This is a genomic window from Aureimonas sp. Leaf324 (genome assembly GCF_001423245.1).
Taxonomy (GTDB): domain Bacteria; phylum Pseudomonadota; class Alphaproteobacteria; order Rhizobiales; family Rhizobiaceae; genus Aureimonas.
Map to the genome: position 1 here is coordinate 256,498 of NZ_LMOH01000001.1, position 23,875 is coordinate 280,372.

General features: G+C 67.1%; 21 protein-coding genes and 1 tRNA gene. 19 read left to right on the plus strand and 3 right to left on the minus strand.

The window, feature by feature from the left end; genetic code table 11:
• Window positions 1–22: 22 nt before the first annotated feature.
• From argS to ASF65_RS01355, 11 genes are all read left to right on the plus strand, one after another.
• A complete protein-coding gene (gene argS, locus ASF65_RS01305) occupies window positions 23–1,774 on the plus strand; it encodes an arginine--tRNA ligase (RefSeq protein WP_055883982.1) in 1,752 nt (583 codons plus the stop codon).
• A 97-nt stretch (window positions 1,775–1,871) separates the two neighbouring features.
• Window positions 1,872–3,404 carry an SPOR domain-containing protein gene (locus ASF65_RS01310; RefSeq protein WP_055883983.1) on the plus strand — a complete coding sequence of 511 codons (1,533 nt, stop codon included), beginning with the start codon at window positions 1,872–1,874 and terminating at the stop codon, window positions 3,402–3,404.
• A gap of 113 nt (window positions 3,405–3,517) precedes the next feature.
• A complete protein-coding gene (nagZ, locus tag ASF65_RS01315; RefSeq protein ID WP_055884982.1) occupies window positions 3,518–4,543 on the plus strand; it encodes a beta-N-acetylhexosaminidase in 1,026 nt (341 codons plus the stop codon).
• 122 nt (window positions 4,544–4,665) lie between these two features.
• Window positions 4,666–5,736: an ABC transporter ATP-binding protein gene (locus tag ASF65_RS01320; RefSeq protein ID WP_055883986.1), complete on the plus strand. Its 1,071-nt coding sequence runs from the start codon at window positions 4,666–4,668 to the stop codon at window positions 5,734–5,736.
• A 38-nt stretch (window positions 5,737–5,774) separates the two neighbouring features.
• Window positions 5,775–6,005 carry a twin-arginine translocase TatA/TatE family subunit gene (locus ASF65_RS01325; protein ID WP_055883989.1) on the plus strand — a complete coding sequence of 77 codons (231 nt, stop codon included), beginning with the start codon at window positions 5,775–5,777 and terminating at the stop codon, window positions 6,003–6,005.
• Window positions 6,006–6,052: 47 nt separating this feature from the next.
• Window positions 6,053–6,568: a Sec-independent protein translocase protein TatB gene (tatB, locus tag ASF65_RS01330; RefSeq protein WP_055883991.1), complete on the plus strand. Its 516-nt coding sequence runs from the start codon at window positions 6,053–6,055 to the stop codon at window positions 6,566–6,568.
• Window positions 6,565–7,377 (plus strand): twin-arginine translocase subunit TatC, encoded by an 813-nt coding sequence (gene tatC / locus ASF65_RS01335; protein WP_055883995.1) that lies wholly within the window; start codon window positions 6,565–6,567, stop codon window positions 7,375–7,377. Before tatB ends, tatC begins: the two co-directional genes overlap by 4 nt.
• Window positions 7,378–7,416: 39 nt before the next feature.
• A complete protein-coding gene (gene serS, locus ASF65_RS01340) occupies window positions 7,417–8,700 on the plus strand; it encodes a serine--tRNA ligase (RefSeq protein ID WP_055883998.1) in 1,284 nt (427 codons plus the stop codon).
• Between the two features lie 2 nt (window positions 8,701–8,702).
• On the plus strand, window positions 8,703–9,464 hold the full coding sequence (gene surE / locus ASF65_RS01345; RefSeq protein ID WP_055884001.1) for a 5'/3'-nucleotidase SurE: 762 nt from the start codon (window positions 8,703–8,705) through the stop codon (window positions 9,462–9,464).
• A 12-nt stretch (window positions 9,465–9,476) separates the two neighbouring features.
• Complete coding sequence (locus tag ASF65_RS01350; RefSeq protein WP_162239438.1) at window positions 9,477–10,118, plus strand: protein-L-isoaspartate(D-aspartate) O-methyltransferase; 642 nt, start codon at window positions 9,477–9,479, stop codon at window positions 10,116–10,118.
• Between the two features lie 91 nt (window positions 10,119–10,209).
• Window positions 10,210–11,496 (plus strand): M23 family metallopeptidase, encoded by a 1,287-nt coding sequence (locus ASF65_RS01355; protein WP_244486524.1) that lies wholly within the window; start codon window positions 10,210–10,212, stop codon window positions 11,494–11,496.
• A 66-nt stretch (window positions 11,497–11,562) separates the two neighbouring features.
• Here the strand turns inward: ASF65_RS01355 and ASF65_RS01360 are convergent, their stop codons facing one another.
• Complete coding sequence (locus ASF65_RS01360; protein ID WP_055884008.1) at window positions 11,563–12,435, minus strand: ATP-binding protein; 873 nt, start codon at window positions 12,433–12,435, stop codon at window positions 11,563–11,565.
• Window positions 12,436–12,579: 144 nt separating this feature from the next.
• Between ASF65_RS01360 and yajC the strand changes: the two genes are divergently transcribed.
• The 5 genes from yajC to ASF65_RS01385 all read left to right on the plus strand — a co-directional run bounded on the left by yajC (window position 12,580) and on the right by ASF65_RS01385 (window position 18,612).
• On the plus strand, window positions 12,580–12,921 hold the full coding sequence (gene yajC / locus ASF65_RS01365; protein ID WP_055884011.1) for a preprotein translocase subunit YajC: 342 nt from the start codon (window positions 12,580–12,582) through the stop codon (window positions 12,919–12,921).
• 122 nt (window positions 12,922–13,043) lie between these two features.
• Window positions 13,044–15,632 (plus strand): protein translocase subunit SecD, encoded by a 2,589-nt coding sequence (gene secD, locus ASF65_RS01370; RefSeq protein ID WP_055884014.1) that lies wholly within the window; start codon window positions 13,044–13,046, stop codon window positions 15,630–15,632.
• Window position 15,633: 1 nt separating this feature from the next.
• Window positions 15,634–16,017, plus strand: a complete 384-nt coding sequence (locus ASF65_RS01375; protein WP_055884016.1) for an Mth938-like domain-containing protein — start codon at window positions 15,634–15,636, stop codon at window positions 16,015–16,017.
• Window positions 16,014–16,844, plus strand: coding sequence for a phytoene/squalene synthase family protein (locus ASF65_RS01380; protein WP_055884019.1), 831 nt, complete (start codon window positions 16,014–16,016; stop codon window positions 16,842–16,844). The genes ASF65_RS01375 and ASF65_RS01380 overlap by 4 nt, the downstream gene beginning before the upstream one ends.
• A 31-nt stretch (window positions 16,845–16,875) precedes the next feature.
• Window positions 16,876–18,612 carry a DUF4153 domain-containing protein gene (locus tag ASF65_RS01385; protein ID WP_055884022.1) on the plus strand — a complete coding sequence of 579 codons (1,737 nt, stop codon included), beginning with the start codon at window positions 16,876–16,878 and terminating at the stop codon, window positions 18,610–18,612.
• Window positions 18,613–18,622: 10 nt separating this feature from the next.
• Here ASF65_RS01385 and trmFO read toward each other — a convergent pair whose 3' ends face one another.
• Both trmFO and ASF65_RS20670 read right to left on the minus strand, forming a co-directional pair.
• Window positions 18,623–20,038, minus strand: coding sequence for a methylenetetrahydrofolate--tRNA-(uracil(54)-C(5))-methyltransferase (FADH(2)-oxidizing) TrmFO (trmFO, locus tag ASF65_RS01390; RefSeq protein WP_055884025.1), 1,416 nt, complete (start codon window positions 20,036–20,038; stop codon window positions 18,623–18,625).
• 178 nt (window positions 20,039–20,216) lie between these two features.
• Window positions 20,217–20,360, minus strand: a complete 144-nt coding sequence (locus ASF65_RS20670; RefSeq protein WP_082505095.1) for a DUF1127 domain-containing protein — start codon at window positions 20,358–20,360, stop codon at window positions 20,217–20,219.
• Window positions 20,361–20,680: 320 nt separating this feature from the next.
• On the opposite strand from ASF65_RS20670, the gene ASF65_RS01395 reads away from it, so the two are divergent.
• The 3 genes from ASF65_RS01395 (at window position 20,681) to tig (ending at window position 23,812) form a co-directional block, all read left to right on the plus strand.
• Window positions 20,681–20,764, plus strand: a tRNA-Leu gene (locus ASF65_RS01395).
• A gap of 239 nt (window positions 20,765–21,003) precedes the next feature.
• Window positions 21,004–22,122 carry an acyltransferase gene (locus ASF65_RS01400; protein ID WP_082505096.1) on the plus strand — a complete coding sequence of 373 codons (1,119 nt, stop codon included), beginning with the start codon at window positions 21,004–21,006 and terminating at the stop codon, window positions 22,120–22,122.
• Between the two features lie 331 nt (window positions 22,123–22,453).
• A complete protein-coding gene (gene tig / locus ASF65_RS01405; RefSeq protein WP_055884985.1) occupies window positions 22,454–23,812 on the plus strand; it encodes a trigger factor in 1,359 nt (452 codons plus the stop codon).
• The last annotated feature ends 63 nt before the right edge of the window (window positions 23,813–23,875 follow it).

Genomic DNA, 23,875 nt, shown 5'->3' on the forward strand with positions numbered 1-23,875 from the left:
CCCCGCAAGACCGGATCATGTGATGAACATCTTCGCAGACTTCGAGCAGCGTATTCGGGAACGGGTCGAAGCGGTTCTGAATGCTCGCGGGAACGAGGGCGCCGATCTCTCGCGCATCGGCGTCGAGCCGCCGCGCGACGCCTCGCATGGCGACCTGTCGACGAATGCGGCGATGGTCCTCGCCAAGCCGCTCGGCGCGAAGCCGCGCGAACTCGCCGACGCCTTTGCGGACGCCCTGCGGCAGGACAGCGATGTCGAGACCGTCGAGGTGGCCGGTCCCGGCTTCATCAACCTGCGCCTGAAGAGCGCCTACTGGACCCAGCATCTGCATGAGCTTCTGGCCCGCGGCCTCGACTACGGCCGGGGCGAGGCGACGGGTCACCGGGTGAACGTCGAATACGTCTCCGCCAACCCGACCGGGCCGCTGCATGTCGGCCATTGCCGCGGCGCGGTCGTCGGCGACGCGATCGCCAACGTCATGGCCTTCGCCGGCAACGAGGTCTCGAAGGAATATTACATCAACGACGCCGGTGCGCAGATCGAGGTGCTCGCGCGCTCGACCTTCCTGCGCTACCGCGAGGCGCTGGGCGAGGCGATCGGCGAGATCCCCGCCGGTCTATACCCCGGCGACTACCTCAAGACGGTCGGCGCCGCGCTCGCGATCCGCTACGGGCGCGGACTGCTCGACCAGGACGAGTCGGAATGGCTGCCGACCGTCAAGTCCTATGCGATCGCGGCGATGATGATGTCGATCCGCGACGACCTGAAGGCACTCGACATCACGCAGGACGTGTTCTTCTCCGAGAAGACGCTGCACGAGGGCGACCCGAGCCGGATCACCCAAGCCGTCGATGACCTTCGCGAGCGCGGCTTCGTCTACCAGGGCACGCTGCCCCCGCCGAAAGGCCAGCTGCCGGAAGACTGGGAAGACCGCGAGCAGACGCTCCTGCGCTCGACGGAAGTCGGCGACGACGTCGACCGTCCGCTCGTGAAGTCGGACGGGACCTATACCTATTTCGCGGCCGACGTCGCCTACTTCGCCGACAAGTTCGCGCGCGGCTTCGACGAGATGGTATATGTCCTCGGCGCCGACCATGGCGGTTACGTCAAGCGGCTGGAGGCGGTCGCGAAGGCTGTGGCGGGCGACAAGGCGCATGTCGACGTCGTCCTCTGCCAGCTCGTGAAGCTCTTCCGCAACGGCGAGCCGGTGCGCATGTCCAAGCGCGCGGGCGAGTTCGTGACGCTCGCCGACGTCGTGAACGAGGTGGGGCGCGATCCCGTCCGCTTCATGATGCTGTTCCGCAAGAGCGACGCGCCGCTCGACTTCGATTTCCAGAAGGTGACCGAGCAGTCCAAGGACAACCCGGTCTTCTACGTGCAGTACGCCCATGCCCGCGCGCGCTCGATCATGCGGCAGGCGGAAGGCGAGGGGATCGACGTGTCGGCGGTCGCCACGGTCGATGCCGAGACCCTGTCGCTGCTGACGGACGAGGGCGAACTGGCGCTGATCCGCAAGCTCGCCGAGTACCCGCGGCTGGTCCAGGCGGCGTCGCTCGCCAAGGAGCCCCATCGCCTCGCGTTCTATCTCTACGACCTCGCCTCGGCGTTCCACGGGCAGTACAATCGCGGCAAGGATCACCCGGAGTTACGCTTCGTTAAGGCTAACGATGCGACAACAAGCCTAGCGCGCCTCGGGCTCGTGCAGGCCGTCGCCTTCGTGATCGCCTCCGGTCTCAAGCTGATCGGAGTCCACGCGCCCGAAGAGATGCGCTGAACGGACCACGCTTTGAACAAGTTCGCGCCCTAGTGGCAGACCTCGTTCGACGGCACGGTCCAGGCGTACGGATCGTCTTGCGGAGTGGGGTCAGGTCATGAAGGACGCGAAGGATTTCGGCGGTCGCGGTGCGGGCGAGGGTGGCCGGTATTCCGATGCCGCGCGCCACATCGATCCTCCGATGACCAGCCAGCGCGGTGGTTCGTCGACCTATGGCGGGTTCGAGCCCGTCGAGGTCGAGGCGAACGAGTGGGAGAACTTCACGTATCAGCCGACCGGCGCCGCGCCGCAGGTGCAGGCCGTGTCGGCGGCTCCGCGCGCAGCCGTCGCGCCGGGCTCGTTGCCGCGCGGCATTCGCGGCAGCGGTGATGCCGATCGTCAGATCGACGAAGCGCTTCTCGGTCTGAGCATGCCGGCGCGCCCGCGCAACACCAATCCGGCGGAAACGCAGTCCTTCGCCCCCGCGCGCGATGCCGACTACGATCTCGAGCCGCGTCAGGCGATCACGCTCGACGACTTCGACGAGCTGATCAACAGCGAGCTCGCGGCCATGCAGGGCGGCCCGGCCCCGGCGCATGCGCTCTACGACGACGACGACGCCGTGGGCTACGACGAGGCCGAGCGGGACTACGAACCCTACGACGACATGCCGGTCCGCAGCCGCTCGCGCATGCGCGGCGTCATGCTGATGGGCGGCGTCGCGGTGGTGGCGATCGTCGCGATCGCGGGCGGCGCGAGCCTGATGGGCACGAGCGGCCCGACCTCGGGCGACGGCTCGATGCTGATCAAGGCCGATGCTGAGCCCTACAAGATCGCGCCGGTCGATCCCGGCGGCAAGACGATCCCGAACCAGAACAAGGCCGTCTACCAGAAGGTGGCCGGAGCCTCGTCGGCGACCACGGCGCCAAAGCAGAGCTCGCTCGTCACCGCCATGGAAGAGCCCATGGACATCGCCGAGGAGGAGGACGCCCCGGTCGATTCCCTGCCCGGCGTCGAGGTCGGCGAACAGATCCCGCTCCCCGGCGAAGAGCCCGCGCAAGAGGTGGCGGAAGCCAAGGAGCCCGCCGACGGCACGCTCCAGCCCCGCAAGGTGCGCACGCTCTCGGTTCGGCCCGACGGGACGCTGGTCGCCAGCGAGGTTCCGGTCGACGGGACCTCTCTCCTGACGGCGGCCGCATCCATGCAGGCGCACGCCGCGACACTCGATCCGGTGGCCGGCATCACGCCCCAGCTGCCGTTCGGCACCGACGAGGCCTCGCTGACGACGGCCTCCACCACGGCTCCCGCGCCCGCGGAAGACGAGGAGCCGGCGAATGTCGAAGCGACCGCCGCCCCCGCCAAGCCCGAGCCGCAGCGCGTCGCGGCGGTCGAGGCGCCGGCCGGTGCCGATGCCTACTACGTCCAGATCGCGTCGCAGCCGTCGCAGGCGGCCGCTCAAGAATCGCTCGCCAACCTCAGCAAGCGCTATTCCGGTGCCATCGGCGGGCGCAGCCTCGGCATCAAGGCGGCGGAGATCCCCGGCAAGGGCACGTTCTATCGCGTGCGCGTCGCCGCAGCGTCGAAGAGCGAAGCGAACAGCGTATGCGAAAGCGTCAAGTCGGCCGGCGGCAGCTGCTTCGTGACGCGCTGACGCTGGCCGCAGCGGCGACCATCGGAGGTCTGGCGGGCGATCGCCGGACCGGATTCCCTCGGCGCGACGCGGTTCCGGCGTCCGACGCTCCCATGCCCAGCGAGAAGACGGCGATGAACGGATCGAAGGCCTGGATCTCCGGCTGCATCGGCCAGCGTCTGAATGCGGACGAGCGAGCCTTCTTCGCCGACGAGCGCCCTTGGGGCTTCATCCTGTTCGGCCGCAACATCGGCGAACCGCAACAGGTTCGCGATCTCGTGGCGGAACTGAAGGAGGTGCGCGGCGGCGACGACGTTCCCGTCCTGATCGATCAGGAGGGCGGACGCGTCCAGCGCCTTCGACCGCCCTTCGCGCAACGATTTCCCCCGGCTGCCGAGATCGGGCGCGTCTTCGCGGCGGACGAGGCGGCAGGCCGCCGCGCGGCGTGGCTGCAGGGGCGTCTGCTGGCGGACGACCTCCTCGGCGGCTACGGCATCAACGTCAATTGCCTCCCATGCCTCGATCTTCCGGCACCGGGCTCGCATTCGGTGATCGGCGATCGCGCCTATGCGGACAGCCCGGACGTCGTCGCGACGCTGGGGCGCGCTGCTGCGTCGGGCCTTGCGGCGGGCGGGGTACTCCCGGTGATGAAGCATATTCCGGGGCACGGCCGGACCGAGGTCGACAGCCATCTGGAGCTGCCATACGTGCGCGCCAGCCGCGCGGAACTCGAAAGCCACGACTTCCTGCCGTTCGCCGAACTCGCCGATCTCCCGGCCGGAATGACGGCGCACATCCGCTATGAGACGCTCGATCCCGATCGTCCGGCAACGATTTCGCCCGTCGTTATCTCGCAAATCATCCGTGGGGCGCTGCGCTTCGACGGTCTTTTGATGAGCGACGATATGTCGATGAAGGCGCTGCAGGGCGACATGGACATGCTGGCTCGCGCTGCGATCGACGCCGGCTGCGATCTCGCTCTCCACTGCAACGGCGACATGACCGAGATGCGCGCGATCGCCTCGGGCGTACCGGAACTGACCGGCGAGAGCCTCCGGCGTGCAGAGCGCGCTCATGCCGTGATCCGGGGCGGCGCGACGGAGCCGGTCGGGGAGGGGATGCGCGAGGAGTTCGCATCGCTTCTCGCCCTCACGGCTTGAGCCGCAGCCCGCAAGACGATAGGTCCCGCCGGATGGAAGGTCCTGTCGACCTTTTGCGCTGACGGGCGGACGGAATGCGAACGGAGACCACGGATCGACAGGACCCGCGCAGCGCGGGTCGAATGAAGACCGGTGTCAGCTTCGCTGCCGATCTCGAGTTTCGCTCGATCGGGTTCCACGCGGCGGGGCGCGCGATCCTCTCAGAGATCGATATTCAGGTTCGGGCCGGGCAGATCCTCTGTCTTCTAGGCCCCTCCGGCTCGGGCAAGACCAGCCTACTGCGCATCGCATCCGGCATCGAGCGCCAGACCACTGGCCAAATCTTCATCGGCGGACAGGAGGTCGCGGGTCCCGATCGGTTCGTGCCGCCCGAGCAACGCGGCGTCGGCCTGATGTTTCAGGACTTCGCGCTGTTTCCGCACATGACGCTGGTCGACAACGTCCGTTACGGTCTCCGTAGCCTGCCGCGCGAGGTGCAGCGCGAGACGGCGACGGCGGCGCTCCGGCGCGTCGGGCTGGAGCATCTGGCCAAGACCTATCCGCACAACCTGTCCGGCGGCGAGCAGCAGCGCGTCGCCATGGCGCGCGCGCTGGTGCCGCGTCCTCAAGTTCTGTTGATGGACGAGCCGTTCTCCGGGCTCGACAGCCGGCTGCGCGACGAGATGCGGTCGGAAACCGTGGCGATCCTGCGCGAGACGCGGGCGACGGCCGTGATCGTCACCCACGACGCCGAGGAGGCCATGCGGCTCGGCGACCGGATCGCCCTCCTGCGCGCGGGCCGGCTCGTCCAGTACGGTACGGGGCGCGAACTCTACCGGCAGCCGGCGGATCTGTTCGCGGCGTCGTTCTTTTCGGAAATCAACGTCTTACCGGCGTCGGTTCGGGCGGGCACGGTGGTGTGTCCGCTGGGCGTCGTCGCAGCTTCGCCACGATCGGATGGCACAGCGATGACCGTCGGATTGCGTCTCGAAGGGGTGCGCGTCTCGCCGGACGAGGGTTCGGTTCAGGCTCGCGTCGTTTCGCGGCAGTTCGTCGGCAGGTCTGACCTCCTGTCGCTCGCCGTCGACGGCTTCGATCGGAGGATCCGGGCGCGGATCAGGCCGGGTGATCTTCCCGATGGTGTGCAAGAGGTCTTCGTATCCGTTGATCCGCAAGAGGCTTTCGTGTTTGAAGGCTCGGGTGGATCGGCTTGAACCGGATCTCGGGCGCGCCGCGCTCATAGGAGACTAGTATGGGTAGCTTCAGCATCTGGCACTGGCTCATCGTTCTCGCGGTGGTGCTGCTCCTCTTCGGCCGTGGCAAGATTCCCGAGCTGATGGGCGACGTTGCCAAGGGCATCAAGAATTTCAAGAAGGGCATGGCCGACGAGGATACGACCGTCGTGCAGGAGCGCCGCACGCTGGAGAACCGCGACGGCGAGCCGCTCGTGACCGAGACGCCCGCCGAGAAGTCGCGGATCTGAGGCCGCTGGCGGGGCGCGAGCTCCGCCACGCCTGATTCGGTACCGCCATGTTCGACATCGGTGGACTTGAACTCCTCGTCATCGCCATCGTGCTGATCGTGGTCGTCGGCCCGAAGGATCTTCCCAAGATGCTTCGGACCTTCGGCCGCGTGACGTCGCAGATGCGACGCATGGCCGGCGACTTCCGCAAGCAGTTCGACGAGGCGCTGCAGGAGGCCGAGTTCGACGAACTGCGCAAGACCGCCCAGGATGTCCGCTCGCTCGACCCGCGCGAGAGCATCTCGAAGAACCTCAACCCGATCCGCGCGGTCGGCGACGAGATCCGCTCCTCGCTGCGGGCGGCCACCGCAGCACCGGCGCCGCGCGTGCCGGAGCCCGGCGAGGCTGCCGTGCCGGCCGAGCCGCCTAGCGTGATGACGCCGATCTCAGCCAACCCGAACGGGGCTGCGGCGCGCGTCGATCTGGCGCCCGTATCGGCGGACGGCGAGACGAACGTGGCAGAGAGCGTGCCGCCATCCGTGACGAAGGTCGAAGCGCCCGCGCGCGCCGGAGAGAATACGTGAAGCGTTCGGAAGCTGACATCGAAGCCTCGTCCGCTCCGCTGATCGAACACCTGATCGAACTGCGGCGTCGCCTGATCTGGGCGATCGCCGGCTTCTTCGGCATGTTCCTGATCTGCTTCTTCTTCGCCAAGCAGATCTTCAACATCCTCGTCGTGCCCTACCAGATCGCCAGCTCGTGGGCCGGGCTCGATCCGGCTGCGGTCGAGCTGATCTACACGGCGCCGCAGGAGTATTTCTTCACGCAGGTGAAGGTCGCGGCCTTCGGCGGTTTCTTTCTCGCCTTCCCGGTGATTGCGATCCAGGTCTACAAGTTCGTAGCGCCCGGCCTCTACCGCGACGAACGCGCAGCGTTTATTCCGTTTCTGGTCGCGACGCCGCTCCTGTTCCTGCTTGGCGCGCTTCTCGTCTACTTCTTCTTCACCCCGATGGTGATGTGGTTCTTCCTCTCGATGCAGCAGTCGGGGGACGGAAGCCACGCGGCGATCTCGCTTCTGCCGCGCGTTTCGGAATATCTGTCGCTGATCATGACGCTGATCGTGGCCTTCGGTCTGGTGTTCCAGTTGCCGGTGGTCTGCTCGCTGCTGGTGCGCGCCGGCATGGTGACGGCCGATGGTCTCGCCGACAAGCGCAAGTGGGCGATCGTGCTGGCGTTCATCGTGGCGGCGGTGCTGACGCCGCCCGATCCGCTGTCCCAGATCGGCCTTGCGATCCCGGCGATCATTCTCTACGAGGTCTCGATCATCACGGCACGGTTGATCGAAAAGAAGCGAGCCGAGCGCCTGGCGGAAGCGGAAGCGCAAACGGAGTGATGCTCCGGCTCCGGTCCGTCCCGCGCGGACTGGAGAGACATGCTCGACCTCAAATGGATCCGCGATAACCCGCAAGCTCTCGACGAGGCGTTGGAGCGCCGGGGAGCGGCTGCCGCCTCGCCCGAGGTGCGCCGCCTCGACGAGGCGCGCCGCGAGCATCTGCAGGTGCTCCAGGGCTGGCAGAGTCGCCGCAACGAGGCATCCAAGGAGATCGGCAAGGCGAAGGCATCGGGCGATGCCGCGCGTGCCGACGCCGTGATGGCCGAGGTCGCGGACCTCAAGGCGAAAATCCAGGATGGCGAGCGTCAGGAGCGTCAGTTCGACGAGGAGCTGAACGGCTTCCTCGCCACGCTTCCGAACGCGCCCTTGGCCGACGTTCCGCGCGGCGCCGACGAGGCCGATAACGTCGAGGTTCGACGCTCCGGGCAGAAGCCTGCCTTCGCCTTCAAGCCGAAGGAGCACTTCGAGCTCGGCGAAGCGCTCGGTCAGATGGACTTCGATGCCGCCGCCCGCATGTCCGGGTCGCGCTTTACGGTTCTGCGCGGCAAGCTCGCCCGCCTGGAACGCGCGCTCGGTCAGTTCATGCTGGACGTCCACACCAGTGAGTTCGGCTACGAGGAAGTCTCGCCGCCGCTTCTGGTGCGCGACGACGCGCTGTTTGGCACCGGCCAGCTTCCGAAATTTGCCGAAGACCTGTTTCGGACCACCGACGGGCGCTGGATGATCCCGACGGCCGAGGTGTCGCTGACCAATCTCGTGCGCGAGCAGATCATCGACGAGGCGAAGCTGCCGATGCGCTTCACTGCGCTGACGCCCTCGTTCCGCTCCGAAGCGGGGTCGGCCGGGCGCGACACGCGCGGCATGCTGCGCCAGCACCAGTTCTACAAAGCCGAACTCGTGTCGATCACGACGCCGGAAACCTCGCTCGACGAACACGAGCGGATGACGCGGGCGGCCGAGAAGGTGCTCGAACGGCTCGGCCTGCATTTCCGAACCGTCATCCTCTGCACGGGCGACATGGGGTTCTCCTCCCAGAAGACTTACGACATCGAGGTCTGGCTGCCCGGACAGGACGCCTTCCGCGAAATCTCCAGCTGCTCCGTCTGCGGTGATTTCCAGGCGCGGCGCATGAACGCCCGCTTCCGTCCCGCAGGCGAGAAGGTGGCGCCGCGCTTCGTCCATACGCTGAACGGGTCGGGCACGGCCGTCGGCCGCGCGCTGATCGCGGTGATAGAGAATTACCAGATGGAAGCCGGCGAAATCCGCGTGCCCGAGGCGCTGCGGCCCTATATGGGCGGGCTGGAAATCATCGGGCGGGACTAACCATGCGCATTCTTCTGACGAACGACGACGGCATCCACGCGCCGGGCCTGAAGACGCTGGAAGCGATCGCCCGCCAGCTGTCCGACGACGTGTGGACCGTCGCACCGGAAACCGACCAGAGCGGACTGTCGCATTCGTTGACCCTGTCGTCACCGCTGCGGGTGCGCCGCGAGGGCGAGCGCCGTTTCGCGGTCACCGGCACGCCGACCGACTGCGTGATCATGGCCGCCAAGCACCTGATGCCCGAGGCGCCCGATCTCGTGCTGTCCGGCGTCAATGCCGGGCAGAACGTCTGTGACGACGTCAGCTATTCGGGCACCGTCGCCGGAGCGATCGAGGGGATGATGCTCGGTTTTCGCTCGATCGCGATGAGCCAGACGTTCCGCGTAGATGGCGGACGCGAGCTTCAGTGGGCGACCGCCGAGCGCCACGGCGCCGAGATCGTTCGCAAGCTTCTCACGATCGCCGCGCCGGAGGGCACGCTCTTCAACGTGAACTTCCCCGCGGTGGACGCCGATGCCGTTCGCGGCACCAAGGTGACGCGCCAGGGCAAGCTCGACTACGCGCTCGGCATCGAGGAGCGGCAGGATGGTCGCGGCCTGCCGTACTACTGGCTGAAGTTCGGCCGCCAGTCCGGGCCGGACATGGAGGGCTCCGATCTCGCCGCGCTGCGCGACGGGTTCATCTCGGTTACGCCGCTTCAGCTCGACCTGACACACCATGCCCTGCGCGAGGACATGCGCTCCGTCTTCGCGGCCGGCTGACCGCAGATGGACATGTCGGGCGACAGGGAAGGGCTCGCGGCGCTCCTCATGCGCGTGCGCTCGGAGGATTTCGTCGCGGGTCGCCTCATGGAGGCGGTCGAGGCGATCCCGCGGCGGCTCTTCGTGCCCGACGGCGTCGCCGACCCCTACGGCGAACACACGTTCCCGCTGCCCTGCGGCCAGACGATGCCGAGCGCGCGGACGGCGGTTCGCATCGCCGCCGCTCTCCGCGTGCAGCCCGAGCATCGCGTGCTCGAAATCGGCACCGGCAGCGGCTACGTGACGGCGCTGCTCGCCCGTCTCGGCGTCCACGTCGTCACGCTGGAGCGCTACCGCACCCTGTCGTCGGCCGCCAACGAGCGGCTGCGCGCCTGCTCGCTCAGCAACGTGACCTTCCTTCAGGAGGACGGACGCGCCGGCTATGCCGAGGCCGCGCCCTACGACCGGATCGTGGTGCATGGTTCATTCGATGAACTGCCGAAGGCCTTCGTCGACCAGATGGCGTCGGGCGCGATGCTCGTTGCTGCCATCGGGGCAGGGGACGGCGTTCAGCAGATGGTCCGCCATCATCGGCAGGGGAGCCGCTTCGAGTTGACCCCGCTCTTCCCGGTCCGTCTCCAGCCGCTGGAAATCGGAAAAGCGTCACTCCTGTAAAGGAATACCTCGCTTTCGCTCCTTCGTTTAACCGGCGGGTAACATTAACGCGGTTGAATAGGCGAAGGTTGGTGAAGGCATGGGGATTGAGATGCGCACGCACGTTATGCGGCTTTTTCGGCAGAAGCTGATTCGCTCCGCCGCGCTGGTTTCGGTTGTCTCGATCACGGCAGGCTGCAGCGCCGATGCGACGCGGCTTCAGGACGGCTTCTACACGGGGGCGATTCCCAAGGCGCCGATCGCGAGCACGCAGGTTGCCGCCGCGCCGGCCGCGCCCGCCTACCAGCCGCCGCAGCAGACCTACGCCGCCGTCGAGACGCCTGCCGTCAGCCGTTCCTCGCTGCCGCCTCCGCCGGCCTCGTCCTACGGCAACGCGCCGACGGCGCCTTCCTCCTATCCCGCGCCCGCGCCCGTCCAGAGCACGGCGTCCGCGCCGATCGGCCAGGCCCAGGTCGCGCAGTCGTCGATGGGCCGCGCCGCACCAGTGGCATCCGGCGTCCGCTCCGCGAGCGTGAAGGTCGAGCCGGGCGACTCGCTTCTCGGGATCGCTCGCCGCTCGGGCGTCAGCGTCGCGGAACTGCGCGCCGCCAACGGCCTCAGCAGCGACAACATTCGCATCGGCCAGACGCTGACGCTGCCGGGCGGCGCTGCGGCTCCGGCCGCCGCAAACACCCGCGTCGCTTCGCTCGGCGCTCCGCCGACGACCCTCCAGGCGCAGGCCGCCGCCATCCCGGCGCCGCGCGCCGCTCCCGCCAACCGCCCGATCGCGGCCGCGACCCCGGCCGCTCCGGCAGCCGCCGCGCCGGCTCATGCCGCCGCACAGGCGCCGAAGCCCGCGCAGCCGGCGGTGGCGGCTGCGACTTCCACTCCTGCGGCGCCGGCGGCGCATGCCGCGCCGAAGGCGAGCGATACCGCAGTCGCCGCCGCCGCACCGGCCCCCGCCACCACGGTTGCGCAGGAAGAGGAGAAGGAAGAGGCGTCGCTCGCGCCCGCCTCGACCGGAATCGATCAGTTCCGCTGGCCGGTGCAGGGCCGCGTGGTCAAGAACTTCGGCGACAAGGTCGGCTCGCGCCGCAACGACGGCCTGAACATCTCGGTGCCGCGCGGCACCCCGATCAAGGCGGCCGAGAACGGCGTCGTGATCTATGCCGGCGAGGGCCTGAAGGAGTTCGGCAAGACCGTTCTCGTCAAGCACGACAACGGCCTCGTCACCGTCTACGGCTATGCCGACGACATCCTCGTGCAGCGCGGCTCGACCGTGAAGCGCGGACAGGAGATCGCCAAAGCGGGCATGACCGGCGAAGCGGACTCGCCGATGGTCCACTTCGAAGTGCGCAAGGACTCCTCGCCGGTGAACCCGATGACCTATCTGCGCTGACAGCATCGACTGCAGCCTGATCCGAAGCGAGGTCCCGATGCTGATGCGTCGGGACCTTTTCGCGTTTCAGAGATCGAAGCGTTTTCCGAGTCGTCCGGCGAGATCCTGGACGAACTGGTAGGCGACGCGGCCCGACCGGTTACCGCGGGTGGTCGACCATTCCAGCGCCTCGGCCCGCCACGCGTCCGCATCGACGCCGAGCCCGCCCTCGCGAACGTAGCCCGCGACCATCGCGAGATAGTCGTCCTGCGAACACTTGTGGAAGCCGAGCCAGAGGCCGAACCGGTCGGACAGCGAGACCTTTTCCTCGACCGCCTCGGCGGGATTGATCGCGGTGGACTGCTCGTTTTCCATCATCGTGCGGGGGAGAAGATGCCGCCGGTTCGACGTCGCGTAGAATAGGACGTTGGCCGGGCGTCCCTCGACGCCGCCGTCGAGCGCCGCCTTCAGCGACTTGTACGACGTGTCGTCGTGGTCGAACGAGAGGTCGTCGCAGAAGAGGAGGATCTGGAAGGGCTGCGCGCGCAGGACCTGCATCAGCGCCGGCAGGTGGTCGATGTCCTCGCGGTGGATCTCGATCAGCTTGAGGGGGGCGGTGCCGGCGGCGGCTTCCCGGTTCGACCACTCGTGCGCGGCCTTGACCAACGACGACTTGCCCATGCCGCGCGCGCCCCAGAGAAGGGCGTTGTTGGCCGGCAAGCCGGCCGCGAAGCGGCGGGTGTTCTCCAGGAGGATCTCGCGCGATCGGTCGATCCCGCGAAGCAGCTCGACGGGTACCCGGTTCACCTTCGGCACAGAGTGCAGCGCTAGCGGCGGCTGGAAGACGAAACAGTCGGCGCGCGTGAGATCGGCGGGCGGCACGGGGGCAGGGGCCAATCGATCCAGGGCATCGGCGATGCGGCGAAGAAGGGCGGTCCGGTCGTCTTCGAGCGCGGTCACAGTCTCGCTATGTCCTTCTGGGGGCGGCGAAACACTCGTTCATGCCGCGTCGGCTTGTGTTGCAATCAGGCCGACCGTTCGTATATTGCGGCCGACTTGTGAAGGGCGCGATTGCCCGTTTCCGTCCTGTCCTAGGAGTAGTTGATGTTCGTCACGCCGGCTTTCGCCCAGACCGCCGCCGCAGCCGGGGGGCCGGAGAGCATCCTCATCAGCATCCTGCCGTTCATCGCGGTTTTCGCGATCATGTACTTCCTGATCATCCGCCCGCAGCGCGGCGCGGCCAAGAAGCGCGACGAGATGCTGCGCAACATCCGCCGGGGTGACACGGTCGTGACCGGCGGCGGCATCATCGCCAAGGTGACCAAGGTCATGGACAACGGCGAGCTCGAGGTTCAAATCTCCGAGCAGACCAAGATCCGCGTCCTCCAGTCGATGATCGCGGACGTGCGCACCAAGGGCGAGCCGGTCGCCGCCAACACGAAATAACCTCTTTCGAGGTTGCATTCCGAAGGCCGGGGGTTCTCGGCCTTCTTCACGTCGATCCGCCTTCGGGCGGCAACGGGCGAGGGCGCAGGCCACTCGCCCCCTCGCCATGATTCGAGGACGTCATGCTTCATTTCTCCCGCTGGAAAACCGTCCTCATCTGGCTCGCGGTGGTCGCCGGCATCCTGTTCGCGATGCCGAATCTCCTGACGCAATCCCAGCGGGAGGCGCTGCCGGGCTTCCTGCCGCATCGGCCGATGACGCTCGGCCTCGATCTGCAGGGCGGCTCCTACGTCCTTCTCGAGGTCGATCGCGCGTCGCTGGTCAACGACCGGCTCCAGAGCCTTCGCGACGACGTGCAGCTGTCGCTGCGCAATGCCAATGTCGGCTTTGCGAACCTTGCCGAGCGCGACGGCGGCGTCGTGTTCACCTTGCGCGATCCCTCGCAGGGCGCGGCGGCACGCACGGCGCTTCAGAACATCACCTCGCCGGTCTCCACGAGCCTCCTCGCCGGCGGCTCCGTCACCGAGACGGAGCTCACCGAGACCGAGCCGGGCAGCTTTCGCCTGACGCTCACCGACGCCGGCATCAATTACCGACTCTCGACCGCCGTGGGCCAGTCGATCGAGGTGGTGCGCCGCCGCGTCGACGAGCTCGGCACGACCGAGCCGGTGATCCAGCGCCAGGGCGTCGATCGCATCATGGTGCAGGTGCCGGGCCTCCAGGATCCGGCGCGCCTCAAGGCGCTCCTGAACCAGACCGCGCGGCTGACCTTCCGCCTTGTCGACGTCAACAATTCGCCGGATGCGGTGAAGGCCGGGCAGCAGCCGGTCCCCGCGGGCTCCGAGCTTCTGGAGACGAACGACACGCCGCCCGTGCCGGTCCTCGTCCAGCGGCAGGTGATGATCTCGGGCGACAATCTCACCGACGCGCAGGCCGGCTTCGACCAGCAGAACAACCAGCCGGTCGTGAACATTCGCTTCGATGCGCGCGGCGCCCAGCGCTTCGGCGAGGTGACGCAGCAGAACGTCGGCCGACCCTTCGCCATCGTCCTCGACAACAAGGTGCTTTCGGCGCCGAACATCCGCGAGCCGATCCTCGGCGGCCAAGCGCAGATCTCGGGCAATTTCACGGTTCAGACCGCGAACGACCTGTCGGTCCTCCTCCGCGCGGGCGCGCTGCCCGCGACGCTCGACATCATCGAGGAGCGGACGGTCGGGCCGGGACTCGGCGCGGACTCGATCTCCGCCGGCCAGAACGCGGGCATCATCGGCGGTGTCTTCGTCATCGCCTTCATGTTCATCGCCTACGGCTTCCTCGGCATCATCGCCAACATCGCGCTCCTGGTGAACGTTATCATCTTGGTGGCGCTGCTCTCCGTGCTGGGCTCGACGCTGACCTTGCCCGGCATCGCCGGCATCGTGCTCACCATGGGCATGGCGGTGGACTCGAACGTCCTGATCTATGAGCGCATTCTGGAAGAGCGGCGGAACGGGCGATCGGTCGTCCAGTCGATCGATGCCGGCTTCCATAAGGCGCTCGGCACGATCATGGACGCGAACGTCACGACGCTGATCGCGGCCGTTATTCTGTTCTTCCTCGGCTCCGGACCGGTTCGCGGCTTCGCCGTGACGCTGGCTCTCGGCATCTTCACGACGATCTTCACGGCTCTGACGCTGACGCGCTGGATGGTGGCGTTCTGGGTGAAGAAGCGTCGTCCGAAGGAGGTGCCGAAGGGCTGGGTGTCCTTCGTGCCGCACGGCACGAACATCCGCTTCATGGCGATCCGCAAATGGGCCTTCGCGATCACGATCGGCCTGTCGATCGCCTCGATCGGCAGCCTGTTCGTGGGCGGCCTCAACTTCGGCATCGACTTCACTGGCGGCACGGTGCTCGAGGTGAAGTCGAAGGCGCCGCAGGCGGACGTCGCGAAGATCCGTGAGGATCTTTCGCCGATCATCGAAGGCGACGTCCAGGTGCAGGAGTTCGGCTCGCCGCAGGACGTGCTGATCCGCTATGCCGTACAGGAGCAGGACCTCCAGACGCCGCAGACGAGCGTCAACGCCGTTCGCGCGTCGCTGCAGAACGACTATACGTTTGAGCGCGTCGAGGTCGTCGGCCCGACGGTGTCCGGCGAACTCGCCTGGGCCGCGATCTTCGGCGTCGGAGCCTCGCTGCTGGCGATCGCCGCCTATGTCTGGATCCGCTTCGAGTGGCAGTTCGCGATCGGTGCACTGCTCGCCACGGCGCACGACGTCGCGATGACCATGGGCTTCCTCGTGGTCTCGCAGCTCGAGTTCAACCTGACCTCGATCGCCGCGCTGCTGACGATCGTCGGCTACTCGCTGAACGACACGGTCGTCGTGTTCGACCGCATCCGAGAGAACCTGCGCAAGTACAAGAAGATGCCGATCTCGGAGATCATCGACCGCTCGCTGAACGAAACGCTGTCGCGCACCATGCTGACCGCGGTCACGCTGGTGCTCGCGCTGGTGGCGCTCTACGGCTTCGGCGGCGACGTCATCCGCGTCTTCGTAGCGCCGATGCTGGCGGGCGTTCTCGTTGGCGTTTACTCGTCGATCTTCATCGCGGCCCCGGTCCTCATCTACTTCAAGCTCCGGCCGGAGACGATCCGTGGCGGCGACCCGAAGGACGCGCTGGAGGCCGAGAAGAAGGCCCGTATCGGCAACACGCCGCGCGCCGGGCAGGCGTGAGGTGAGCGGCGAAATCCGCGACGCGCACTACCCGCGCCGCGCACCCATCGATGCCTACGGCAACGGTGGGTTCCGCTTCGCCGACATGTCGCACAGGGGCTCGATCCTGTGCCTGCCGTCCGGCATCTACGGCTGGACGGCGACCGAGGAGCAGCCGTTCACAGGCGACCGTCTGATGAAGGTGCTGGAAGAGGCGGACGATATCCGCTTCCTTCTGTTCGGGACGGGCCGGGACATCCGGCGTCCGCCGGTAGCGCTTCTGACGCGGCTTCGCGATCGCGGCATCTCCTGCGATCCGATGTCGACGGGCGCGGCGGTCCGCACCTACAACATCATGCTCCTCGAAGGACGCCCCGTCGCCGCCGCACTCGTGGCCGTCGAATGACGGGGGACGGGGCGCAGGAAAGTGCCTACGCCGAGTGCGCGCGGATCGTGCAGGACGGCGACGCCGATCGAGCCGTTTCCGTCGGCTTCGCCCCGGAGGATCGGCGGGACGGCCTTTGGGCGCTGTATGCGTTCGCGATCGAGACCGCGCGCATCCGCGATCACGTCAGCCAGCCGATGCCGGGCGAGATCCGGCTGCAGTGGTGGCGCGATCGGCTGACCTCCAAGGAAGCCGAGGCCGAGGCGGCGGGGCAGGGCTCGCCCGTGGCCACCGCGCTGGTCGAGACGGTGCGCCGCTACGACCTGCCGGTTGATGCCTTCGAACGCTACCTCGACGCCCGCATCTTCGATCTCTACTCCGATCCCATGGGAGACCGGCAGGAATTCGAGGCCTATGCCGGCGAGACCCAGTCGGCCATCGCCATGCTGGCGGCGATGATCCTCGATCGGTCGGCGGCACCGGTCGCAGCCGAGGCGGCGGGTCATGCGGGCGTCGCCGCCTGTGCGGCCCTCGTCCTGCGTGACGCGGAGCGTCACCGCGCCCGCCATCAGATTTTCGTCCCGTCCGACATTCTGGGCGCCACCGGCCTCGACGCGTCCGCCTGGCTTGCCGGCGGTCCGGCCGCCGAACCCGCTCGCGAGGCGATGGTCGCCTTCGGGCGCGATCATCTGGCGAGGGCCGAGGCGCAGATCGATCGTCTCGGCGCCTCGGTCCGTCCGGCGCTACTCCCCGTCCTGTTCGCCGCGCGCGGTATCGGACAAAAGTCTCGGTCGCCGACGGAACCTCTTCGCCGGCTCTGGTTCTACTGGCGAACGATGCGCCGCTAGGCGCTGCCTGAGACCGAAGAAAAGTTCCCCCATGCGTTTCAACGCGTCCCGCCTCGCCGGCCTCCTGAGATCGCTCGTGGTCCGATCCGGCGAAGCCACGTTCCGCTTCCCCGCAGCCGCGCTCGCGATCCTGGCCATCTCGGCGATCGCCAATTGGGTGGTCGCGACCGATCTCGAAGCCGCCGACACGGTGAGCCGCTGGCTTCTTGGTCTGGTCGCGGGCGCCTCGGCGTCGGTGGCGCTCACTCTGTGGGCGGAAAGCCGGGGTGTGTCCGGTTTGGCGGCTCGTGTCGCGGGCTTCGGCGGGCTTGCGATCGTCGGCACGATCGTCGCCTACGCACACCCGTTCCTGCTTCACGGCCCTGCGCTGACGCTCGCGATCCTGACCGCCGTGCCCTTGGCGCCGTTCATCGGGCGCGGCAGTTCGCGCGACTTCTGGGAGTTCGCGCTGTGGACGGCGCTCGGGCTGACGCTTGGCTGGTTCTCGGTCCTCATCTTCCTCCTCGGTTTCACCGCCATCTTCGAGATGGTTCGGACCCTGTTCGGCGTCGGGCTGACCAGCCGTGCCTATGCGCATCTCTTCACGACCGGCCTCACCCTGGTCGGCCCTCTCTTCGCGCTGGGCCGAGTGCCGCAACCGGACGCGGTCGCGGTGCGCGATCGAACCGGGGAGCGACTGGAGCGCGCCGTGCGGCCGCTCTTCGAATGGGTGACCGCGCCGCTCGTGCTCGTCGCGAGCGCCGTCATCTACGTCTACGCCGCGAAGATTCTGCTGACAGGCGACGTTCCGAAGAACGAAATCGGCTGGATCGTCCTCCTGTATTCGGCCTTCGTCCTGTCGCTGCGTGTCGGGCTGGAGCCCTATCTCCACGATCTCGCCCCGGCCGCGCGGGTCTTCGCGCGGGCGTGGGCCGTGCTTATGGTCGTGCCGCTCGCGCTCTTCGCCTACGCCCTGGGTTTACGCGTCGCCAACGAAGGGTGGACCGTCGAGCGATACTTCTCGGCTGCCTACGGCTTGGCTGCCGCCATCGCGGCGCTGCTGCAACTGCTGCCTCGGACGCGATCGGACATTCGCCTGATCGTCGGCGTCCTGCCGGTGCTGCTGACGCTCTCGACGGTCGGCCCCTGGGGTGTCGTCGCGACGGTCGGGCGGAGCCAGACCGGCCTGATCGAGCGCGATTTCGGGGCGCATCTGCGCGGCGGCGTAGAGGGAATGCGCGATCTCGACGGATCGCAGCGAAGCGTCCTCACCTCACGCCTCGACGCGCTCGACGACGTGGAGGAGGGCGACCGCCTTGCGAGCCGCCTCGACGCTTTCGCGGATACGCCGCCCGAGGAGCGATTGGCGCGGATCCGAAGCTTGATGGGTGAGGTTGCCGCCCGCGAGGCCGAGGCGACCCGAAGCGTCGACCAGAGTTTCTCGACCGAAGGCGCCTGGGATGTCGGCGGGTTCGATCGCGTCGTGCCGTTGCTCGGCACGATCACCGGAACCGACGAGATCGATCCGGCCCTCCATCTCGAAGGGCAGACGCTGGCCGTCACCTATCGAGGGCTGACGGACCGGTTCGACTTGATCGCCGCGCTTCCCGGCGACCGTTCATCTACGAACGCCGGAAGCCTTCCCGCGCTCGCGGTCGACCTGCGATCGGCAGATGGCCGGACCGTCCGGCTCCGCGTCGCGCACCTGCGATGGAGTGCGACGGGCGAGCTTCTGTGGATGCAGGCCGGCGTTGCCCTGCGTCACGGCGAATGGGCGAGCATGCGCTGACGAGGCGCGGCTATTCCGCCGCGACGGGCAGCGCGACGGGTTCGGCGGCGAGCCAACCGGAGAAGTCCGCCAGCGCCCGCCGTGCCATCGCGCGCTTCTTGGCGATCGTCTTCTCCTTGCCGCGCAGGCGCTTGCCCTCTTCGCGGGGCACATCGACCGGCGGGAACAGGCCGAAGTTGACGTTCATCGGCTGGAACGAACGCTTGCCGCCTTCCTCTTCCGTGGCGAGGTGGCCCCCGGTGATATGGGCGAGGAGGGCACCCATGGCCGTCGTCTGGGGCGGCGGGACCGCCGTTTCCCCACGCGCTTCCGCGGCCGCGAACCGGCCGGCCATCAGCCCGACGGACGCGGACTCGACATAACCTTCGCAGCCGGTGATCTGCCCGGCGAAGCGCAGTCCCGGACGGCTCCTGAGCTGCAGCGTACGGTCGAGCAGCGTCGGGGAATTCAGGTAGGTGTTGCGGTGGAGGCCGCCGAGACGGGCGAACTCGGCGTTCTCCAAGCCGGGGATCGTGCGGAAGACACGGACCTGATCGGCGTATTTCAGCTTCGTCTGGAAACCGACCATGTTGTAGAGCGTGCCGAGCGCATTATCCTGCCGCAACTGCACGACGGCGTAGGCCTTCACGGTCGGATTGTGGGCGTTCGTCAGGCCCATCGGCTTCATCGGCCCGTGACGCAGGGTCTCGGAACCGCGCTCGGCCATCACCTCGATCGGCAGGCAGCCGTCGAAGTAGGGCGTGCCCTCCCACTCGCGGAACTCCGTCTTGTCGCCGGCCACGAGGGCAGCGACGAAGGCTTCATACTGCTCGCGGTCCATCGGGCAGTTGATGTAGTCTTTGCCCGTGCCGCCCGGGCCGACCTTGTCGTAGCGGGACTGGAACCAGGCCGTGTTCATGTCGATCGAGTCGAAATGGACGATCGGCGCGATGGCATCGAAGAAGGCGAGGGCGTCCGCCCCCGTCTCGGCGCGGATAGCCTCGGCGAGCCGCTCGGCGGTGAGGGGGCCGGTGGCGATGATCGTGTGCCCCCAGTCGGCGGGCGGCAGGGCGGCGATTTCCTCGCGCACCACGCTGACGAAGGGGTGAGCAGCCAGCGTGGCCGTCACCGCCTGCGCGAAGCCATCGCGATCGACCGCCAGCGCGCCGCCCGCCGGCACCTGGTTGGCATCGGCGCAGCGCATGATGAGAGAGCCGGCGAGGCGCATCTCGGCGTGCAGAACGCCGACCGCGTTCGTCTCGGCGTCGTCGGATCGAAACGAATTGGAGCAGACGAGCTCGGCGAGGTCGTCGGTCTTGTGGGCGTCGGTTCCGCGCGTGCCGCGCATCTCGTGCAGGATCACGGGGATGCCGCTGTTCGCCAACTGCCAGGCGGCTTCGGAGCCGGCGAGCCCGCCGCCGACGATGTGAATGGGATCGTGTGACATGCCGCTTGATATCATTGGCGGCACCGTCGCGAAACACCCCTCGAAACGACGACACCCGCCGGGGGAGGACCGGCGGGTGTCGGGATGAAGCCTGCGAATGGGAGGAGAAGATCGCAGGCTTGGATCCGCTCGGGCCCTTTGGGAGGAGGATGGGCCGTCGCGAAAGGGATCGTTCGGATCAGCGCGTGGCCTGACGCGCGAGGGTGCGGATATCGGAGCGGGCGATGCCGAGGTCCGAGAGCTCGCGGCTCGACAGCCGGTTGAGCTCGGCGCAGGTCTCGCGGTAGCGGCGCCAGGTGTTGTAGGAGCGGACGATATTCATGGTTTTGCCGATGGCTCGAACGTTGGATCTGGGAAGCGCTGGTTGAAGTCCCGAGCTTCGATAAGCCAGATATAATCGGTTTAACCTTGGCTGGTCAGGGCCCGAACTGCATGGCAGCCTTGCGGATTGTGCAATGCACAATGCTGCGAGACCGGCATGGAAAGCGGCCTGCGTTAACGGTCTTGAAAGGACGTCGTGATCCGAGCCTGATCCGAGCCAAAGGCCGTAGCGAGCCTTCGGCGCAGCCCCTTTTCGTCGTGGCGTGCCCGGACGGGCGATGCTATAGCGACGCGGCGCACCGCATGTCGTGGCGCGACCGTGCGGGTGTGGCGAAACTGGTAGACGCACTAGATTTAGGTTCTAGCGCCAAAAGCGTGGGGGTTCGAGTCCCTCCACCCGCACCAAATCCGACCCACTTACCGTCGAGCCGTTAGACGAAATCGCTTTCAGTCTCGGTGGGTGAGGCATTGGCGGCGAAAGTTCGATGCAGACGCTTTCGCCTTCCGCGGTCCGCGAAGCGGGCTTCTCATCGGTCGGAAGTCGGCCTTCGGTCGTCCGAAGTTGGCTCGGCAACCGAGAACAGTGGACCCTCGCCGGCGAAGTGTGTCATCAGGCACCCTGAGTTGTTTCTGGGGGGCGGGAGATGGGGCAGCGTCGACATCTCGGAGCATTGACCGGGCTCCGGTTCTTCGCTGCTGCCGCGATCGTCATCCATCACATATCGGGTCGTCTGATGCCGAGCGACGCCTGGAACGAGGGTGGAAGCCTCGCCCAGGGTGTTTCGATCTTCTTCGTCCTTTCCGGGTTCATCCTGACCTATCAGTATCGGACGGTGTTGGGCTTCCGGGAAGCTGGGCAGTTCATCTATGCCCGTGCTGCCAAGGTTTTTCCTTCTCACCTCGCGGCGCTCGGGATCTGGTTCTTCGTCTTCGGCTACGAAGGCTCGATGGTGAACCTTTTGGCGAACCTCCTGCTGCTGCAGAGCTGGGTCCCGGTCGGCAGCACCTATTTCGCGTACAATAGCGTGAGTTGGAGCCTGTCGACGGAAATGGCGTTCTACGCAGCTTTCCCGGTTCTGCTCTACGGGCTCCGGTTGCAGAAGGCTGCTACCCTTGGATCGATGCTTCTGCTCGGGGCACTTTGCGTCTGGGCCGCGAACGCCACGAAGCTGCCGGGCTATGCTCCATCTTCGACGTCCGTAGACTATCTCGGGATCGTCATGGTGAACCCACTGGCTCGGCTCTTCGAGTTCACCTGTGGAATGATGGCATGCACGGTTTTCCTGTCGCGCGATCGCCGAACCACGAGGGGCCTCTGGTCCGCGACAGCCCTGGAGTTCCTCGCCGGTGCCCTCGTGCTGTTCAACCTGACGCTAGCGGGCGCCTTGCTCTTTCCGTATTTGCCCGAATGGGGGGCGGCCGGCTCGTTCTGGTTCGGCAACAGCCTTGCCCCGGCCGTCCCCGCGGCTTTGCTCATCTATATCCTGGCTCGCGGAGAAGGGGTGGTTTCGCGTGTGCTGGCGTCTCGACCTGTTCGATATCTCGGAGCCACATCGTTCGCTCTCTACCTTCTGCATCCGGTCATCGCGTATCTCGTCGAAACCAACGTTTACGGTTCATGGGCTCTTCCGGTGTTCGTCCTTGCATCGCTCGCCGCTTCGGCTTTGCTCCACGAGTGCGTGGAGTTGCCGGCGCAGCGGTTCCTTCGCGCTCGGCGCGTCCCGTCGCTCACCCCTGCCGTAGTTCCGGAGGGAAGAGCCTGAGCGTCTGAGGGCGCACACGGCGATCAGCCGGCTTTTGCCGTTTTCATGCGGCGAACCGGCATGGACGTGGCCGGCAGACGTCCACTGCGAGCCGATTTGACGAACCCGTTTTGCCATGGCTCGATGCCGCAAAGCATTTCCCATGCCCCTTGATCGACTAGGGTCGCTCAACTAAAAGGCCGGGATGGCCGGGTGGCGGGTGTTGCGTTCCGACAGCCCGCGGCGTTCAGGTCCGGATCTCCCGGCCCGCGCCTGCTCGGCGCCAACGAGATTCAATCAGGATCGGCGGCGGGTCTGAAGGGCCGCCGGTCGAGACCATGAAGGGTTGACGATGCAGGTTAGGGAAACCAAGGCCGAAGGCCTGAAGCGCGAGATCGAGATCGTCGTGCCGGCGTCCGATCTCGAAGCGCGTCTGCAGACTCGCCTCTACGAGATCAAGGATCAGGTCAAGATCAAGGGCTTCCGCCCCGGCAAGGTGCCGATGAGCCACATGCGCAAGTCGTATGGCCGCTCCGTCATGGCCGAGATCGTCAACCAGATCATCAACGAGACCCCGCGCTCGGTAATCGCGGAGCGCAACGAGCGCTCAGCGATGCAGCCCGAGATCCAGATGACCGAGGACGAGGGCGAGGCCGAGAAGGTCCTGCGCGGCGAGAGCGACTTCCGCTTCACCGTCGCCTACGAGACGCTGCCGACCTTCGACCTGAAGGAGACGGACGGCATCAAGATCGAGCGTCCGGTCGTCGAGATCGGCGACGAGGAAGTCGAGGATCAGGTCAAGCGCATCGCCGAGAGCGCCCGCACCTTCCAGCCGAAGGACGGCGCCGCCGAGAACGGCGACCGCGTCACGATGGATTTCGTCGGCAAGGTCGACGGCGAGGCGTTCCAGGGCGGTTCGGCCGAGGACTCCAACCTCGTGCTCGGCTCGGGCCAGTTCATCCCGGGCTTCGAGGACCAGCTCGTCGGCGTGAAGGCCGGTGAGGAGAAGACGGTCAACGTCAAGTTCCCGGAGGACTACGGTGCCGCCCATCTCGCGGGCAAGGACGCCGAGTTCGCGGTGACGGTGAAGGCCGTGGCGGCGCCCGACGCGATGGAACTCGACGACGAGCTCGCCAAGAAGCTGGGCCTCGAGTCGATCGCCCGCCTGCGCGAGATCGTTCGCGGCCAGATCGAAAGCCAGTTCGGTCAGGCGACCCGGCAGAAGGTGAAGCGTCAGCTCCTCGACCAGCTCGACGCCGAGTATTCGTTCGAGCTGCCCGAGAAGCTCGTCGAGGCCGAGTTCAACAACATCTGGAACCAGGTGTCGCGCGAGCTCGAGCAGAGCGGCAAGAGCTTCGAGGACGAGGACACGACCGAGGAGAAGGCGCGCGCGGAGTATCGCAAGCTCGCCGAGCGCCGCGTCCGTCTCGGTCTGGTCCTGTCGGAGATCGGCGAGAAGGCCGGCGTGACGGTGTCGGACGAGGAGCTGCAGCGCGCGGTCATCGACCAGGTGCGCCAGTACCCGGGTCAGGAGCAGCAGGTCTACGACTACTTCCGCAAGACGCCGGAAGCGATCCAGAGCCTGCGCGCCCCGATCTACGAGGAGAAGGTCGTCGACCACCTCCTCGCGACCGTGGCCGTGACGGACAAGACCGTCACCAAGGACGAGCTGATGAAGGACGACGAGGAAGAGCTGTCCTCGGCCGCCTGATCACGGCTTCATAAGTTCGTATCGAGAAGGCCGCCCTCAGGGGCGGCCTTTTTCGTTTGGGAC

Excerpts from the sequence above, each read along its gene's own strand:
- argS (WP_055883982.1), top strand. The coding sequence starts at position 23 with ATGAACATCTTCGCAGACTTCGAGCAGCGTATTCGGGAACGGGTCGAA.
- ASF65_RS01310 (WP_055883983.1), top strand. The coding sequence starts at position 1,872 with ATGAAGGACGCGAAGGATTTCGGCGGTCGCGGTGCGGGCGAGGGTGGC.
- nagZ (WP_055884982.1), top strand. The coding sequence starts at position 3,518 with ATGAACGGATCGAAGGCCTGGATCTCCGGCTGCATCGGCCAGCGTCTG.
- ASF65_RS01320 (WP_055883986.1), top strand. The coding sequence starts at position 4,666 with ATGAAGACCGGTGTCAGCTTCGCTGCCGATCTCGAGTTTCGCTCGATC.
- ASF65_RS01325 (WP_055883989.1), top strand. The coding sequence starts at position 5,775 with ATGGGTAGCTTCAGCATCTGGCACTGGCTCATCGTTCTCGCGGTGGTG.
- tatB (WP_055883991.1), top strand. The coding sequence starts at position 6,053 with ATGTTCGACATCGGTGGACTTGAACTCCTCGTCATCGCCATCGTGCTG.
- serS (WP_055883998.1), top strand. The coding sequence starts at position 7,417 with ATGCTCGACCTCAAATGGATCCGCGATAACCCGCAAGCTCTCGACGAG.
- surE (WP_055884001.1), top strand. The coding sequence starts at position 8,703 with ATGCGCATTCTTCTGACGAACGACGACGGCATCCACGCGCCGGGCCTG.
- ASF65_RS01350 (WP_162239438.1), top strand. The coding sequence starts at position 9,477 with ATGTCGGGCGACAGGGAAGGGCTCGCGGCGCTCCTCATGCGCGTGCGC.
- ASF65_RS01355 (WP_244486524.1), top strand. The coding sequence starts at position 10,210 with ATGCGCACGCACGTTATGCGGCTTTTTCGGCAGAAGCTGATTCGCTCC.
- yajC (WP_055884011.1), top strand. The coding sequence starts at position 12,580 with ATGTTCGTCACGCCGGCTTTCGCCCAGACCGCCGCCGCAGCCGGGGGG.
- secD (WP_055884014.1), top strand. The coding sequence starts at position 13,044 with ATGCTTCATTTCTCCCGCTGGAAAACCGTCCTCATCTGGCTCGCGGTG.
- ASF65_RS01380 (WP_055884019.1), top strand. The coding sequence starts at position 16,014 with ATGACGGGGGACGGGGCGCAGGAAAGTGCCTACGCCGAGTGCGCGCGG.
- ASF65_RS01385 (WP_055884022.1), top strand. The coding sequence starts at position 16,876 with ATGCGTTTCAACGCGTCCCGCCTCGCCGGCCTCCTGAGATCGCTCGTG.
- trmFO (WP_055884025.1), bottom strand. The coding sequence starts at position 20,038 with ATGTCACACGATCCCATTCACATCGTCGGCGGCGGGCTCGCCGGCTCC.
- ASF65_RS20670 (WP_082505095.1), bottom strand. The coding sequence starts at position 20,360 with ATGAATATCGTCCGCTCCTACAACACCTGGCGCCGCTACCGCGAGACC.
- ASF65_RS01400 (WP_082505096.1), top strand. The coding sequence starts at position 21,004 with ATGGGGCAGCGTCGACATCTCGGAGCATTGACCGGGCTCCGGTTCTTC.
- tig (WP_055884985.1), top strand. The coding sequence starts at position 22,454 with ATGCAGGTTAGGGAAACCAAGGCCGAAGGCCTGAAGCGCGAGATCGAG.